The organism is Pontibacter harenae (assembly GCF_020907245.1).
GTDB classification, from domain to species: domain Bacteria; phylum Bacteroidota; class Bacteroidia; order Cytophagales; family Hymenobacteraceae; genus Pontibacter; species Pontibacter harenae.
This window is the reverse complement of the sequence record NZ_JAJJWH010000005.1, coordinates 88,922-106,252: the sequence shown is the minus strand read 5'-3', so window position 1 is coordinate 106,252 and position 17,331 is coordinate 88,922. Positions and strand designations below refer to the sequence as shown.

11 protein-coding genes are annotated in these 17,331 nt (G+C 45.9%); 7 read left to right on the top strand and 4 right to left on the bottom strand.

The window, feature by feature from the left end; all coding sequences use genetic code 11:
• Positions 1–4: 4 nt before the first annotated feature.
• Positions 5–1,027 carry a PorP/SprF family type IX secretion system membrane protein gene (locus LN893_RS04475; protein ID WP_229968600.1) on the top strand — a complete coding sequence of 341 codons (1,023 nt, stop codon included), beginning with the start codon at positions 5–7 and terminating at the stop codon, positions 1,025–1,027.
• A gap of 110 nt (positions 1,028–1,137) precedes the next feature.
• Here LN893_RS04475 and LN893_RS04470 read toward each other — a convergent pair whose 3' ends face one another.
• The gene (locus tag LN893_RS04470; RefSeq protein WP_229968599.1) at positions 1,138–4,989 is read right to left on the bottom strand and encodes an endonuclease/exonuclease/phosphatase family protein; all 3,852 of its coding nucleotides are present in this window, start codon (positions 4,987–4,989) and stop codon (positions 1,138–1,140) included.
• Between the two features lie 546 nt (positions 4,990–5,535).
• On the opposite strand from LN893_RS04470, the gene LN893_RS04465 reads away from it, so the two are divergent.
• From LN893_RS04465 to LN893_RS04450, 4 genes are all read left to right on the top strand, one after another.
• The gene (locus LN893_RS04465; RefSeq protein ID WP_229968598.1) at positions 5,536–6,072 is read left to right on the top strand and encodes a hypothetical protein; all 537 of its coding nucleotides are present in this window, start codon (positions 5,536–5,538) and stop codon (positions 6,070–6,072) included.
• A 26-nt stretch (positions 6,073–6,098) separates the two neighbouring features.
• Positions 6,099–6,512, top strand: a complete 414-nt coding sequence (locus LN893_RS04460; RefSeq protein ID WP_229968597.1) for a DUF2721 domain-containing protein — start codon at positions 6,099–6,101, stop codon at positions 6,510–6,512.
• A 717-nt stretch (positions 6,513–7,229) separates the two neighbouring features.
• Positions 7,230–10,421, top strand: a complete 3,192-nt coding sequence (locus tag LN893_RS04455; protein WP_229968596.1) for a T9SS type B sorting domain-containing protein — start codon at positions 7,230–7,232, stop codon at positions 10,419–10,421.
• A 114-nt stretch (positions 10,422–10,535) separates the two neighbouring features.
• Positions 10,536–11,747, top strand: coding sequence for an S-adenosylmethionine:tRNA ribosyltransferase-isomerase (locus tag LN893_RS04450; RefSeq protein ID WP_369427652.1), 1,212 nt, complete (start codon positions 10,536–10,538; stop codon positions 11,745–11,747).
• 169 nt (positions 11,748–11,916) lie between these two features.
• On the opposite strand, the gene LN893_RS04445 is transcribed toward LN893_RS04450, so the two are convergent.
• From LN893_RS04445 to LN893_RS04435, 3 genes are all read right to left on the bottom strand, one after another.
• Positions 11,917–13,317, bottom strand: a complete 1,401-nt coding sequence (locus LN893_RS04445; RefSeq protein WP_439651172.1) for a M20/M25/M40 family metallo-hydrolase — start codon at positions 13,315–13,317, stop codon at positions 11,917–11,919.
• Positions 13,318–13,417: 100 nt separating this feature from the next.
• Complete coding sequence (locus LN893_RS04440; protein WP_229968594.1) at positions 13,418–14,230, bottom strand: energy transducer TonB family protein; 813 nt, start codon at positions 14,228–14,230, stop codon at positions 13,418–13,420.
• A 151-nt stretch (positions 14,231–14,381) separates the two neighbouring features.
• Complete coding sequence (locus LN893_RS04435) at positions 14,382–15,350, bottom strand: DUF1028 domain-containing protein (protein WP_439651174.1); 969 nt, start codon at positions 15,348–15,350, stop codon at positions 14,382–14,384.
• A 248-nt stretch (positions 15,351–15,598) separates the two neighbouring features.
• Here LN893_RS04435 and LN893_RS04430 point away from each other — a divergent pair, with 248 nt between their 5' ends.
• Together LN893_RS04430 and LN893_RS04425 are read left to right on the top strand one after the other, a co-directional pair.
• Positions 15,599–16,426, top strand: coding sequence for an NYN domain-containing protein (locus LN893_RS04430; RefSeq protein WP_229968592.1), 828 nt, complete (start codon positions 15,599–15,601; stop codon positions 16,424–16,426).
• Between the two features lie 38 nt (positions 16,427–16,464).
• Positions 16,465–17,325: a dienelactone hydrolase family protein gene (locus LN893_RS04425; RefSeq protein WP_229968591.1), complete on the top strand. Its 861-nt coding sequence runs from the start codon at positions 16,465–16,467 to the stop codon at positions 17,323–17,325.
• Positions 17,326–17,331 lie beyond the last annotated feature (6 nt).

The following is a 17,331-nucleotide window of genomic DNA, read 5'->3' as shown; positions in this document are numbered from 1 at the left end:
CGCCATGAAGAAGAACTTAACAATTACCACTATCATAGCTTTTGTTTTAAGCGTAGGCGCTGCCATGGCACAACAACGTCCGCAGTACTCACAATACGTACTAAACAACTACCTGCACAACCCAGCGGTGGGCGGCATAGAAAACTATGCCGATATTAGGACAGGCTACAGAGCCCAATGGATAGGACTAGAGGGGGCACCGAAAAGCTTTTATGCGTCTGCCCACACCATGCTCGGGCAGCCACGCCGAACGAGTAACCCGAAGTCCAGAAGGATAAACAGGTACGGGTTTACAAACAAAAACAGCCTGCGATCTGTATCGCCGCACCACGGTATCGGTATGTTTGCGCAGGTAGACAAAGCAGGCTTACTAAACACCAGCACGTTTAACGTGAGCTATGCTTACCACCTGCCAATTTCTCGCTACATCAACCTATCGAGCGGTATATCTACAGGCCTCTCGAACTATAGCGTTAAAACAGGCGATGCCATTTATTTCGATACCAACGATGCTTACCTGACTGGCGCTGTACCTAACACTGCTAAGCTGGATTTAGGTGTTGGTTTCTGGTTGTACAGTCCTGATTTTTACATCGGTTTATCAGGTACGCAACTAGTGCCTGACAAGCAGGACCCGGCGCAGCAGGGCAACGGCGACGCTGCACAGTTCCACAGGTTGCGACAGGCGCACTACTATGCTACGGCTGGTATGCGTATGCACTTCAGCAAAGAGCTAGCCTTTGTCCCGTCGCTTATGTTGAAGAAAACAAGCACCTCCGCAGTGGCACTGGATTTAAACGCAAAGCTGATGTATGACCAGAAGTACTGGGCAGGCCTTTCGTACCGCCATCAAGATGCGGTGGCTGTCCTGGCTGGTGCCAGCATAGGCGACCTCTTCGACCTAGCCTACTCCTACGACTTCACCACTTCTGAGCTAAATAAATACAGCGCGGGCAGCCATGAAGTAGTTTTAGGATTTAAGCTTAACAACAGGAACAGGGAAACAAACTCACAATGGGTTTGGTAAAATCCTAGAGCATTGCCAAGTGTGATTTAAAACACTATTTCAATTCAGTTGAGTGTAAAAAAGGAAAGCCCAGCGATTTGCTGGGCTTTCCTTTTTAAAAGTATTGAGTTTTAGAACTTAACTATTCGCAACGTTTTGCTGCCGTACTTGCTGTTTACCTTCAGGTAGTTTATTCCTCTGCTCAGGCGTATCTTTCTTACATCAAGGTCGATCTCTCCGTTCTGAACAAAATGCGACTTCTTGTAAACTTCCTGCCCAAAGCTGTTGTAGAAAACAAACTCTACATCACTATCCTGCAGCTTCTCGAAGATTACGTGCAGGTAGTCTTGAACAGGATTAGGATACGCTGTAAAGGATAGGATAAATTCTTCCAGATTGAATTCCTCTACAGGTACAGGCTTGCCCTCACAGGTAGTCACGTTGCCATCTCCTAAGGTAGCTCCAAGGGCCAGGTGCACAGGAACAGTGTATTCTGGTACACACAGTGTTCTGCTTTTGTCAGACTTTCCAGATGCTTTATAATTCACCTGTACTTTTGGATTTCTGACGTTGCCACAGCTTACGTCAACCACACATACCTGCACAGAATCTGTAAAAGTGTTGCCTCTGGCATCTGTAACAGTAACGGTATATACAGTTGTCTGCTCAGGGCACACCTGAATAGACTCTCCTGTTTGCCCAGTGCTCCAGGTGTAGGTATAGTCAGGATAACCGCCTGTGGCTGCACTGGCAGTTAAGGTAGCACAGCCAGCAGGTGCATAGCCTCGGTAAACGATCTGATTTGTGCCCGCATCAAGCGTAAGCGGCTCCGACAGTTCGTAACGGGTCACTACGGCGAGGTGGTCTGATGTGGTATTGCCGTAATTGTAGATGTAGGAGAAAGGTATAACCAAAGCCGCAGAGCCTGACACGTAGTTGTCATACAGTTCATCGCTAATGGCAATATGGTCGATAACGTTGTCCTGGGTGATGTAAGTACGTAAGCCTGTCTCACTTAAAGCAGCTGTAACCACTCTGAAATTTTCAGCCTCTACAAATTCGCTGTATGTAGTGAGTCCGCCTCCGATAGATTCATCCACATCATCGTTATAGTCTCCGAGTAAAATAATGTTATCATTCGGGTAATAATGATCCAGCGTATCGTTCAGCGCCTGCACATCAAACCTTCTTCTTTCTAGGTCATTGCCACTTGCGCCTGACTTAGCATGAATGTTCACTAGCCTGAACCTTTCTGTTACGCCTTCCACTGTGGCATCTACGGTAATCATATAAGGCAACCTGCCACTAGACCAGAAAGAAGACGGACTTCCAACTGGGTAACCATCCAAAACTGTGCTGTAACCTACACGAGCGGAGTCATACAAAGCCTCGAAAATTACTCTATCGTCTACAAAAGTAATTACCTCTGGGTTGTACAGGAAGCAAAGCTTTTGCTCTGGGAATGTCCCATCTGATTCTTGGAAAGAATAAGAGTAACGGTCGGAGCAAACACGCTCATAACCTAGCATATCTGCCAATTGCTGCAGCAGGTTCTCATCAGAAATTTCCTGCACTGCAATAATGTCGGCATCAACGCTATCAATTAATCTAACGGCATTCTGTAGCTGTAACTGCACATCCGCTGGACCGAAAGTGGGTAAAGTAGAACCAAAGAATTCCATGTTCCAGGTCATGACATCGAGCGTTTTAGTTATAGGAATATTGGTACCTTCTGGCACATATTCTGTAGTGCCAGGCAAGTCTTCTATAAAACGAGGCAGCAACTGCAGGGTACCTCTAAAGCTCCCTAACACACCTGTGACTGCCACAGCATCATCAGGAATTTCCCTGCCCACCAGGCTTTCTACATCTCCGTCAATCCGCAGTTCTAAGCTATCTGTGCCATTTTTAATAAAATAGTTACTTTCAGGGAAAAGTAGTCCTTTTGTATCTGTAAAGGTAGCATTTGGTATCCTAATCAGTTGGCCTTCGAGTGCACTTGTAATGTCAGAAATGCTTACTACTACAGGTGCAACAGGAGTTGTAGCAGGGCCAAAGCTCTCTACATTTGTTACATCCACCAACTGTACCATTTCATTGTAGGCACCAACTGAGGCCGTTACCTGTATAGAATCGCCTATTTCAAAAGCATCTGGGCCGTGTACTTGGGCATCGAAAATAGGAATGCCACCAGTTGAATCTTGTATATAAGCAGGACCTCCCAGTTCGTTAGCAGCGGTTAAAGTTCCGCTTACAATTACCAAAGAGTTAAGCGGCATTGCTCTGGCTTCGGCAATAGTTACTTGTTGCGGCTCTGGGTCTGGATCTGGCTCAGTTGTGCCGCCGCCAAAGTCCTGACCTACATTAAGCCCGCCAAATGTGTTCGTAGTGGGGCCGCTCCAGGTAAAGACTTCATAAGTAAAGCCAGCTCCTGTTAGTTGTAAAGAATAGCCAAGAGGCGTTGAACCAGCTTCCTCCACACCAATGTCTGTACTGGTTAAACCATCGGCAGGTCCTCCTACAGCCGTAAAGCTGCCTTCGTAGCTCAAGAACTGAACTACCTCCCCATCAGGATTAACCAAGGCCACTCCATCGGCAGAGCCGTTTTGCAGCCCGTTAGAAGGATAAGTTACGGTTACAAAGCCAAAGCCATTTGTTTGGTCTGGAATAGTACCCGAAAGTGCTGATGTACCGTAAGAAGCGCCGTTGTTGCCGTTGTACAAAACCAAGCTCCAGCCAGTAAGATCTGTACCTGCACGCCCAGCTATTTCAATGGCTTCACCTGTATCAGCACCATCATTATCATAATGTATTTCATTGATGAAAACGATATCCTGCAAAGGCAGAAACGTCTGACCATTATTTACGGCACCATAAGTTGCTGCCACGTCAGAGGCCCAGGTAAAATCTTCGTAGGCCGATCCTGTACCTATTAGTTGAAGTGAAGCGCCCACTTCCGTACTACTACCCTCTGTAACACCAATATCAGTACTGGTTAAGCCAGCCGCAGGACCATTGGCAGCAGTAAAGGTACCTTCGTAACTCAGAAACTGAACAACATTGCCATCGGCATCTACCAGAGCTACCCCATCGGGTCCGCCATTTTGCAGGCCAGCAATAGACAAGAATATGGTACCAAAGCCTGCTTGTTGGTTTGGTATAGTTTGCGTTAGAGTTATAGCGCTATATTCTAAACCGTTGTTCCCGTTGTAAAGCACCAGTTGCCAGCCTGTAAGGTTAGTACCTGCAAGGCCTGCCAATTCTACACCCTCTCCTGTGTCAGTACCAGCATTGTCGTAATGTATTTCGTTGATGAACACAAGCGTAGTAGCTGGCTCTGGATCTGTCACAGGGTCAGGATCTGTTTCAGGGTCAGTTTCTGGGTCGGTACCAGGGTCAGCACCGCCTCCTCCTGTTCCAATGCTCTGTCCTGTATTTACAGCACCGAATGTGTTGGGAGCATCAGTAGAAGCCCAGGTAAAATCGGTGTAAGCATTACCTGTACCTGTTAGCTGTAGCGAATAGCCAACCGCAGTCGCCCCCCCCTCTGCCACACCTATGTCAGTACTGGTTAAGCCAGCAGCGGGACCACTTGCTGCCGTGATTGTGCCTCCGTAACTTAGGAACTGCACTACCTCGCCACTGCCATTTACTAAAGCAACACCATCTGGATTTCCATTCTGTAAGCCGTTAGTAGGATAATTAGCTACATAAAAACCATAACCGCCGCTCTGGTCAGCAAGCACTCCTTCCAGTTGCCGCGTATTATAGGGCGCGCTGTTATTACCGTTGTACAAGACAAGGCTCCAACTCGTTAGATCTGTACCAGCAGGCCCAGCCACTTCAATAGCCTCACCCGCATCGGTACTGGCGTTGTCGTAATGAATTTCGTTGATAAAAACACTCTGTCCTGCTGCAGGAATCGCTATTCCGAGGGAAAGCACAAAACAACAGACATAAAAGGTTTGTAACAAATGCTTCATAGTTTGTTTTTAATGGTGAAAAAATATTAATATAAAATTATAAGGCTAAACGTAAAATGCTCCGTTTAGTCATGTTATCTTTTCTTTACCAAATGCAAATGCAGGTATTGGCTGACGATTAAATCAAACTACATTTGGCCTTTGTAGACATGAAATAAATTTGTAAAAGCTTGAATAGAGGCTTCAATTAGGTAGTTTTTATCCTGGCACAACTATAGAAACACAAGTCTGACAAGAATAGAATTAGACAGTTTTAACAGAAGCATAGCACAGGTTTATAGTTAGTTACAAAAAGGTGAACGCATAGTAAACTCCAAAGTTTCTGAAAAAGAAGAAGTTGCGCCATTGGTAAGTAAGTGAGAAAGTGAACAGGTCTCGAAGCTTGATGAAAGGCGGAAAAGCATGGTGCGTTTTCTTTAATTCTCCCGACCATATTCTACACTGAAAGAACATTTCTAGGACTTGCCTCTCTCTTATAAAGCTGCCTTGGAGAAAGAAACTATAAAATAGTACCTTTGTACACTTGCCACTAAAGCATAACTACCTATGAGCGCCAAAAGCTTTGCCCTACTTCTTGAGACTGCCTTTGCCCCAGAACAACCAAATGTTTTCCCGACCTCAGCCATAGCTGTGTATCAAAAACTTGAGCAGGCTTTTAAAGCTTCACGTCAGCAGCAGGGCCGTGTTACAGATGAATTACACTTTAGCTTTGAAATGGTGCGCCTGGGAGTAGCAATAGCTTTCGTGAAGGTTCTTGTGCGGTTGGCAGATAACGAAAATACGCATGAAGTACTGCAGTTGCTACAACAGGCAGTTAAAGCTAAGAGTGTCAAAGAAATCGATAAAACCATACAGCCCAAAGTTGCTCTTTTCGATAACCTCTACCACGAGATATTTGTAAATGAGCAGCGAGAGGAAATACTGGCCCTGTTTGAAGGAACGTTAGACGCTGGCTCTAAAGAAGAACTGGACGAACTGATGCTGGAAGGACTTGCGCTGCTGCAGGAGATAGATTTTAATGCTACGTCTGACGAGGACGATGATGAGCCACTTGATGAAGATTTTATAAAAAGCATTCAGTAATACAGGAACAGCCATCATTCGGATTTATGGAAATTACCTTAACAACCCCCGCCCTGCTTTTCCCAGCTATTTCGCTTTTGCTGTTGGCTTACACCAACCGCTTTATGGCATTAGCCAACCTTATCCGAAGTTTAAAAAGCCGCTATGCCTCTACGCACAGCCATCTGGTGTATGGGCAAATTAAGAACCTGCGCACCCGCCTGGTGCTGATCCGTAACATGCAGGCCTTTGGCATCGCCAGTATTTTTGGTTGTGTACTGTGCATGTTTATCCTTTTTGCTGGATACTTGGAAATAGGCCAGTATATCTTTGGGTTAAGCACCATCCTGTTGATGGCTTCTCTAGCCTTGGCCATGCGCGAAATTCAAATATCGGTACATGCCCTGGAGCTGGAGCTGGACGACTTGGAAGACGAAACCCAGGATGCAACTGAAAATTAAAGCCCCTGCAAGTAAACTTCCTATCTAAGCTCCCCTATCACACCTGCCCTAGAGTTAAAAATCACTTTTATACTCATGATTCTCCTATTCTGAATTTTGAAGCTAATTGGCTTTCAGAAAACAAGAGTAGCATTCTAAGCCTTTCTTCTAGTTCTTAAGCTTTGATTTTCTGTTCTGCGAAACAGTATTTTTTTGTACAAATAAAAATATTGGTGTTGCTTAAAAACTTCTTCAAAAAGTAAAACTTTTTAACATCTTCTAAGTAATATATTTTATATATTACAATAGCAATATTTAAACGGAACATACTCCGTTTCTTTTACCCTTTCTGGCAAATTAAAGGCTGCTAACGCTGTTAATCTTCCAGGTTTACTACTAGATACTATGAAGTACACAAACTCGAAAAACAAAGTCACTTTTGTTTTTCGCTCCTCCCCTTTTTCCCTTCTCTGTAAAATGAGAAACTGTTTCTGCTATGCAACGCTCTGGCAAAACATACATCAACTTACAAGGCTAAGTTTATATAAGCCAACTTGCTGCATTACTAGTCAAAAAATTCTTGCTAGGCACTAAGGACACACGAACTAGTTGGGTACAACAGGTATGTCCTAGACAGTACTCACGGTTTCTTTTATCTTTTACCTAAAGCCTTTTATCAGATTACAAACAAATACAAGCTCTGCTAAACCCGATAGTCTACTACTATTAAGCGCCTACATGAAAACACGTATACTCCTTCTATTTATATTTCTTGCTTTCAGTTTTCAATCTTTTGCTACACATTTGGTAGGTGGAGAGTTTGAACTGAAGCACTTGGTGGATTACAACTACAGGCTTTCCTTGAACCTGTACTTCGATGAAATTAACGGGAGCCCTAACGCGAAGGATAACTCCATTTACGTGTCTATCTTTGAGAAAGGCTCCAACACTCGTATTCAGGACTTCTTCATTCCGCTAATACGACAGGAGCGGCTGAACTATACAAACATTGCCTGTACGACAAATGATTTGAAGACTAGCAGAATGCTTTATTATAAAGACATCTTTTTAGATCCTGCTATATTTAACTCTCCCCAAGGCTACTATGTGGTGTGGGAAAGATGCTGCCGTAACAACACTGCTATCAATATTGTAGAACCTGGTGCTGCAGGGCAGACATTTTATATGGAATTTCCTGCTGTTATCAAAAACAACACACCTTTTGTAAATTCCACCCCAAACCTTTCCCCTCCTATAACAGATTATGCCTGCCAGGGTGAGTTGTTCTACTACAACTTTAAAACATTAGACACTGACGGTGACTCACTGGTATATGACTTAACAACGCCCATAAACGGCTATAGCACCGAAACACTGGTTAACCCTGTTGCCTCGCCTGCTCCTTACCCTACAGTTAGGTGGTTATCGGGCTACAATCAGGAAAACCAAATAGCAGGCGAACCAGGACTAAATATTAACAGAACAACTGGTATGCTCACAGTTAGGCCCACCAACAAAGGGCTTTATGTATTTGCTGTGCGCACACAGGAATTCAGAAAAGGCGTGAAGATTGGGGAAGTGCGAAGAGAATTTCAGTTGCTGGTAAAAGAATGCCCGAGCAACTATAGACCAGTCATTCTTGCCAAAACAAAAAACACTCCTGGTAACTATTATGTTGGGGAGGTAATCCGCATAAAGCAAGCAGACCCGCGCTGCATAACAATTACTTATACAGATGCCGATAGAGCAGAACCGCTAAAGTTCACAGCCAAACCCGTCAATTTCACTGAGACATATTTTACTGTTTCGGGTCAATCCAGCGGCATCGTAAACAATGGTCCTGGCACAGATTCACTTAGAGCCTCCCTCTGCTTCGATAATTGTTTCGATACGCAGGGCAAAGTTTATTATATGGATTTGATTGCAAGCGATAACGGAGACGATGGCTGTGGTTTGCCACAGCAGGATTCAGTACGGATTGGTTTTATGATTGAACCTGTACCTGACAAGCCCCCTCATATGTCTTTGTCAACGGCCAGGAGAGTGTTTGAAGTAGAAGTAGGCGATTTGCTACAGTTTGATGTGTTTGGGGCGGATCCAGACAATGACAGCATCTTTGTTTCAGCAAGAGGACTTAACTTTGATTTGAACACACAACAAATTTCATTTCCCATACAAAGAGGCGTAGGACAGGTCAAATCTTCCTTCAACTGGCTAGTTGATTGTAATGCACTGCAACAGCCTTCCTTTAAAATTGATCTTCTGGTCACGACTGTTACCTGTGACGACAGCACCACTGTTTCCCAAACGGTAGAGGTAAAAGTTAAAAGTGAGAAGATTGCTAGTAACGCAATTTCATCGGAACAGATAATTTGTATGGGCGCACCAGCCACCAAACTTACGGGAACCCAACCAACAGGAGGCAAAGGCTCATTTACCTACCTTTGGGAGGTGAGTACAACAAATGGACAGAATGGTTTTACTGCCGCCCCAGGCATAAACAACCAGAAAGAGTACACTCCAACTTCCGTTTCCAATACGTCCTGGTTCCGAAGGAAAGCTATTGCCAGTAACTGCTCCAACAACTTCCATTTTTCCGATCCTGTTAAAGTTACAGTACTCCCTATCATTACAAATAACAAAGTTGGCTCCGACCAAGTGGTTTGCCTAAACGCAGCACCTGCTTTACTTAAAGGCGAACAACCTGTAGGAGGTAGTAACCAGTATACTTATACCTGGGAGTACAGCACAGACAACTTAACCTATAAGCCTGCTCCTGGCCTGAACAACAAGCAAGACTACCAGCCTGAACGCATGTCTGCCACTACCTGGTACAGAAGGAAAACTTTCTCCAGCCCATGTATGGTGTCTGAGAGCAACATCGTTAAAGTAACAGTTAATCTACCCTTAGCAAACAATACTATCAGCAGCCCACAAATTATTTGTAGAGGAGAAAGGCCTGCTACCTTAAATGGTTCTGTGCCAACGGGAGGCAACGGCATATATGCTTATTTGTGGGAATCTAGCACCACCAGCGCCATCGCTGGCTTTTCACCCGCTGCAGGCAATAACACAGCTGCTACATACACTGCAGGCCCGCTCGACCGCACCACCTGGTTCAGAAGAACAGTTATTTCTGCCCCTTGCCAGCAGCACGAAAGTGTGGCTGCGAAGGTAGTGGTAGAAGCTGTACCAGATCCACCGAAAGCACTAAACGTGTTAACCTGCCCAGGTCAGCCTGCATCTTTAGTAGCTACTGCCTTTCCTACCGATGCGACGGTAGAGTGGTACGACCAGCCTTCAGGGGGCAACCTGATACACAGAGGCACTACCTTGGAAACAAACCCACTAGCAACTACTACCGATTTTTATGCACAAGTGGTAAATAAACTAGGGTGTGCCAGTTCTTCCAGAGCTAAAGTTACAGCCAGTGTAGAACAAACATCGGCAAACGCAGGGGAAGATGCTTTAATACTGCTGGGCAACCAATACAAGCTAACCGCAACAGGTGGCGTATCTTACCACTGGGCTCCTGAGGCAAGTTTATCAGACCCAACTATACCCAACCCTGTTGCCAAGCCTAAAGAAACGACGACCTATACTGTAACCGTAGTTACGGAGGCAGGCTGTAGCTTTACAGATGAAGTAACGATAACTGTATTACAGCGCATTGTTTCTCCTAACGCCATCACGCCTAATCATGATCATATTAACGATGTATGGGAGATTAAGAACATTGAGCAGTACCCTAACTGTACTGTGAAAATATTTACACGTTGGGGAGCCAGCATTTTTGAATCTAAGGGATACAAAGAACCTTGGAACGGTCTGCACAACGGAAAAGAACTACCTGTAGCAGCTTACTATTATATGATTGACCTCGGCATAGACGAGAAACCTATCTCAGGAACAGTGCTGATTATAAGGTAAAGCGGGCAACTATAACTCTTAAAAGCAGTGGAATAAGGACCAGATGATGGAACGATAGTAGCTCTAAAAGAGAAGAAGTCTGTACCTTTGCAGCAGTACTAGATTCCCGCATTGATGACCGACCCAAAAAAACTGGCTATAAAAGATTTTGTGTACGAGCTGCCAGACGACCGTATTGCCAAATTTCCGCTGCCCGAGCGCGACCAGTCGAAGCTGCTGCACTACCGCCAGGGCCAGATCGCTGACCACACCTTTACACAGCTGCCACAATTGCTGCCGCCTCAGACCTTGCTCTTTTTTAACGACACCAAAGTGGTGCAGGCAAGGCTGCTGTTCCAGAAAGAAACAGGTGGAATTGTAGAGATATTTTGCCTGGAACCAGTAAAGCCGCACCGCGAGGTACAGCTGGCTATGCAGCAAACTAGCAGTTGCACCTGGAAGTGCTTGGTAGGTAATAATAAACGTTGGAAATCAGGTGTGTTGCACTTAAATTTTGAGGGCGGCAAACTAACAGCCGAACGCGAGGCACAGCAAGATGGGCATTTCCTTATACATTTTACCTGGGAACCTGCCGAGCTAACTTTTGCGGAGGTTCTGGAACAATGCGGAAAACTGCCGCTGCCACCCTACTTCAACCGCGACCTCACCCCCGACGACTTAACTCGATACCAAACCATTTACGCTAACCAAAAAGGCGCTGTGGCCGCCCCTACCGCAGGACTGCATTTTACAGACCGCGTCATGGCGAAGCTTCAGGAGCAAAGGATAGAAACCGCTTACCTAACACTGCACGTGGGCGCTGGCACTTTCAGGCCAGTGAAGGCGGAGGTGATGGAGGCGCACGAAATGCACGCCGAGCAACTGTACATCACCAAGGCTGTACTCGAAAGGCTGCTAAAGCAGCAGGGTGAACCTATCATACCTGTAGGCACCACCAGCATGCGCAGCTTAGAAAGTATTTATTGGTTAGGTGTGAAAGTATCTGAACAGCCAAATCTGCCCTTACAGGAACTCCACGTAACGCAATGGCAGGCCTACGAAACATCGAACCCTCCAACTTCTGAAGTTGCTTTAGAGGCTTTGCTACAATACATGCAGCAGCAGGGAACAGAGCACCTGCATGCCAGCACGCAAATCATCATCGCGCCTGGATATACCTTCAGGATGTGCGATGGTTTGGTCACGAATTTCCACCAACCAGAGAGCACGCTACTGCTGCTAGTTTCAGCCCTGATCGGCGACAACTGGCGCAAAGTATACCAGCACGCCCTGGAAAACGATTACCGCTTCCTAAGCTATGGCGATAGCTCTTTGCTGCTGCCGTAGTAAAATTACTATCGGATCATTACATGCCACACGCTCGCAGGTATGGAAGGCACTACGAGCCCTATAAAAGAAAGGCCGCTGTATTGCTACAGCGGCCTTTCTTTTATAGGCGTGAGAGTTTTACTTATTCTCACATCTTCAAATTTTCAAATCTTCCAATTCCTCAATTTTACAATCCGTACTGCGAGATAAGGTAAACAAGAGAGGCCATAGAAGCGGCACCCAATTGCATTTCACGGCGATTTACGTTTTCGAAAACATCAATCTCCGTGTGGTGATAGTCGAAATAACGTTGTGAGTCTGGCAGATAGCCGATGAGGGCAACAGAACCTTGTCCTTTCAATGGATTAATGTCGGCACCGCCGCCGCCTTTCTCCAAGTCGTGCAGACCGTAAGGAGCCAGTAATGGTTTCCAAGTCAAAAGTTTTGCATACTGCGCCTCATTACCTGTTAAGCCAAATCCTCTTGGAGTGAAACCTCCTTCATCCGACTCAATAGCCGCCACGTGCTTCTCACCTTTTGCCTTCGCCTCTTCTGCATACTTACGACCACCACGTGTACCGTTTTCCTCGTTCATAAACATTACGGCACGGATCGTACGCTTAGGCTTGATTCCCAAATCCTTGAACAGACGTAGCACCTCAATCGACTGCATAACGCCTGTACCATCGTCGTGTGCGCCCTCGCCAATATCCCAGGAATCTAGATGGCCACCTACTACGATGATTTCATCGGGCTTCTCAGTTCCCCTTATTTCTCCAATCACGTTATAGGAAAGCACATCAGGAAGCGTTTCGCTCGTCATCCGCATGTGGAACTTCAGGTTAGGATCGTTCTTCAGAAGGCTGCTCAGTTGCTCTGCTCCCTTTGTGCTGATAGCAGCGGCTGGTATTTTCTCTACACCATCGGCATAGCGTGTGCCACCTGTGTGCGGCACATCCTGTATGTCGTTTGTCATGGAGCGCACCAGCACACCTACTGCACCAAGCTTGGCCGCTGCCACAGGGCCGCCGCCACGTTGGTCTACAGCACCACCGTAAGCTCTCATCGTCACAATCTCGGTATTATCGAATGGGCGGTTAAAGAAAACGATTTTGCCTTTCACGTTTTTCTTACCAAGCTTCTCCAACTCTTCGAAGCTTTTCACTTCTACTACCTCCGCACTTAAACCTTGCTCGCCTGTGCCCACAGAACCACCCAAAGCAGCAATGTTCACATCTAAGGAACCGACTTGTTTTGAGTTATAAATACGGCCGATTTCTTTGTCACCTCGAACCCAATGCGGCACCATCACTTCCTGTAGATACACACGGTCCAGGTTCATTTCCTCCATTAGCTGGCGGCTCCACTCCACAGCAGCAGCGGCTTGTGGAGACCCGCTTAAGCGTGCACCTATCTTTTTGGTAAGGTAACGCAGGTCTTCGTAGCTCTTGGTACTGGTTAAGGCATTATTGTAAATTTTTCGGATAGTAGCAGAATCGGAAGCGTAGTTTTGCTGCGCCATAGCAGGCACAGCAGCTAACATGGCCACCCCTGCCATTATGTTGCGTAAGCTGTTTTTCAGTAACATAAAAGGGTGAAATAGATTAGATTTTAGTTTGGAGCCTTAAGATACTAAATCGTTGCGAGGAATTAGACAAATCTCGGTTACTAAGCCATACATAGTACACCTAGCGGCCATATTTTGCCTTATTTTCAGCACTAAAGATGATAGGCATGATCCAGGGCACAGACACGACTTCGCCTCGCCTGTAGTACACATCCCAATCAGGAAGCATTTTTACCACACGTAGGGCTTCTTGATTGAACGCCTCATTAGCGGATTTACGAACGATTTTCAAATTGCTAGGCTGCGGTTTATCACCTGTTTGAAAAGAGACAATCACTCGAACATCGTCGCTTTTCTGCATTAGCAGCTTCGCCCAGTTAATGTTGCTGTAAATAAAGCTTTGCAGGCTGTCTTCATTTTGGCTGTAAACTGACTTATGCGATCTAGAATTATCATATTCTTGTTGATCCGTTAGCTGCCCATTTTTAAAAGTCAGGACGAGTTCTTTTTCATAAAATGAACCATAGCCACTGTGCACATAATGAATAAGCTTGCCCTTCGGAATCAGCAGTTCGCCTGTTACCCATGTGGCCTTAACTTTGCCATTTACATATTCAGGCCCAAAAACCTTTTGTAAATCTGCTTTAACTTTGTCTTCATGGTAATTGCAACTATAGATGTTAGTCAGAAAGAGCTCGTCATCGATAATTTTCCACTCTGCTACGTAACCGCGCCAACAACCAGTACTCATTCCTGCTTCTCTGTTAGCGAACAGTACGGGCCTCAAAGAGCCAATATCCTGCCGTAACTCAAGCGGATTGGAATAAAGCATCAACGTGTCACCTTTCCAGATAATCCTATCTCCCACCTGAGCAGTCGCTGAAGCTGCGAACGGAAGAACCAGGGCAAATAAAATAGTTACAAGTGTTTTCATGTACATTGAAATTAGTTGTTTACTTCACCAAAGTCACGCTTCATCAAGCAAAGCTAACATCAGTTTTGCCAGCTAAACAAAAAAAAACGGCTATACCTGTAGTACAAGTATAGCCGCTGCGATCAATGCTTTCAACTTATAAAAGCTTTTGCTACTTTATACGCAGCACACGTTCCAAATCCTGTGGCTTGAGCATGAGCAAACCAACTTCTGGCAAACGTGATGTCAGTTCTTTCCAGTTCTTGTCTTTCTTGTACACTTCACCAAGTAGTTTTGTAGCTTCGGTTATGTTACCGTTGTTAGCCAGTGTAATAGCATGCCAGTATTTCATTTCGAGGTTGTTCGGGAACATTTCCTCCGCTTTGCCATATTCCTGCATTGCCTGCTGCATCTGTCCTTTTTCTACTGCTAAATCGCCGTTGTTCATGTGTTCGTAAGCGCGGTAAACTTTCAGCAGGCGGGCAAGTTCGTCAAGCGGCAGTTCGTGGTCATCTACGCGTAGGTCAATTGTTCTGTCGTCCCAAGGCTTACCTGTAGATTTACCTGGCACAACTACCAATGCCGCCGATTGCCTACCTCTGATGTCGCCGCCTTCACGCTCGGCTGCCTGCATGGCTAGTAGCACACGCTCGGCCAGCGGCTTGTTGGCATTCTGCTCAAAAGCCTTCGCCATGGCAGGCCATACTTTGTCGGAAAGCATCATGTTGGCCTGCACCGAAAAATCTTTGCCTGTGATATGCCCCGCATAACGTATACATTGCTTGCCTGTGTGAGTGGCTACTCTGCCCTGCACATCCAATATCGCCACCTGCCGCACTTCACGACCTTCGTCGTCAGCTAAAAGTATAGCCAGCGCTTCTTCAGGAGTTTTACCTTCTTTTAGCAACTCTAACCCTCTGGGGCCAAACGATTTATTTGTAAAAGATTGTGTAGCTACCACGCCTACACCAGCCTCAGCCCAAGGCACAGCCGTACCTACCGAGAACCAATGGCTTTGCACGCCCACGGCCATTTCGCCTGTTTTTGCATCTCGGGCAACGATAGAGTAAGTATGCGCCAGCGGCTCCTCTGCTTTGTAAACCTGTGCCTTTGCCGTAGTCAAAGCTCCTAAAAAAATCATGATTATTGTATAAAGTACCGAATTACGTTTCTTCATGTAGCTTGTTTGCTATTGTTAATGATGTACCCTAAAAATAAGGAAATTTATTCTGATAGCCCTACCTGCAAACTATTTGTTACATTATTCGCCTGGTAAACAAGCCCCTGATGGCTCTGGCGCCCCTAACCACAACCTGCTCTTAAAACTAAAGTATAAGAGTACATAACAACCTAAAGCTGGCTTTTTCAGTAGCCGCAAAACTTTCTTACATGAAGAACCCTTATCCAGATAAAAAACAGCAGCGCATGGCTATGCTCATTGATGGCGACAATGCGCAACCAAGCCTGATTATAAAACTAATGGCCGAAGCAGGACGCTACGGTGCCACCACTATTCGTCGTATTTACGGCGACTGGACCACTCCCCAGATGAACGGTTGGAAAGAGTGCCTGAACAACCACGCCATCCAGCCCATACAGCAGTTCCGCTACACTGTAGGTAAAAACGCCACCGACTCTGCTTTGATCATAGATGCCATGGACTTGCTGCACAGCGAATTGGTAGATGGTTTCTGCATCGTTTCCTCCGACAGCGACTACACCCGTTTGGCCACTCGCATTCGGGAGGCAGGTATTTTTGTGATGGGTATAGGGCAACGCAAAACACCGAAGCCTTTTGTAAACGCTTGTAATGTGTTTATATACACAGAAAACCTGGTGGATACGATAGATGATGGTAAAGTTGCCGTAGCCGACAAGACGCAAGAAAGCGAAAGCGATAACAGTAACGGACAAGAACAACAAAAGCTAAACCCGTTGCCAATACTGAAAGAAGCCTTTAGCATGGCCGCTGGCGAAGACGGCTGGGCGCACTTGGGCGCTATGGGCAACAGCCTTCGCCAGTTAGACCCAGCATTCGACTCCCGTACTTTTGGCTACAGCCAGTTAATTCAACTGATAAAAGCGCACAAAGAAAGCTTTACTATCCGAAAAGAAGGAGATAAAGGCTCTACGGCTGTATATGTGAAACGAATTAGCAGAAGACGCAAGAAGCAACCTGAAAAAGAGAAACTAGAAAAGAAAGCGACTAAGGAGTAAGCAGTTATGAGGCTCTCATCATTATATAATAAGGCTATATGAAGAATTGTATTTTTCTTGTTACTCTCTGCCTGCTGGTTAACGGCTTTGCCCGTGCACAGCTGGCATGCTGCGTAAAACCAACAGCTACAGACAGCACCGAGGCGACCACCCTGTTTGCCATGCTCGGAACGGATCCGACTTTTAAAGCCAAGCATGCAAACCCGCTACCCTTCACGTTGCAGAGCAAAATGGGGAAAAAGGTCAGCTTTAAGACACCAGACGGAAAAACAGGCATGGCCTATGAAATAAAGGCTGCAAAGAAAACAGATAATTACCTGCTGGTGATACACGAGTGGTGGGGCCTGAATGACTACATCGTGCAAGAGGCGGAACGGCTTTACAAAGAACTGGGAAATGTGAATGTATTGGCACTGGACCTCTACGACGGAAAAGTTGCTACTGAGCGAGAACATGCTGCCCAAATAATGCAAGGCGTTACCCAAGATAGAGCTCAGGCTATAATTAACGGAGCCATTGCTCATGCAGGTAAAGACCCTGATATTGCGACCATCGGTTGGTGCTTCGGTGGTGGCTGGTCGCTGCAATCGGCAATACTGGCAGGTGACAAGGCAGAGGCCGCTGTCATTTATTATGGTATGCCCGAGCGGAACGTGGAAAGACTTAAAAAGCTAAAAGCTCCCGTGTTAGGTATTTTTGCTGCACAGGACAACTCCATTACACCAGCAGTAGTGCAGGAGTTTGAGCAGAAGATGCAGGAAGCAGGCAAAGACGTAACTATAAAAATGTATGATGCGGTGCATGCCTTTGCCAACCCAAGTAACCCAAACTACGACCGAGAGGCCGCCGAAGAAGCTCATAGGTTAGCCGTGGATTTTATCAAAAAACATCTCGACTAAGTATAA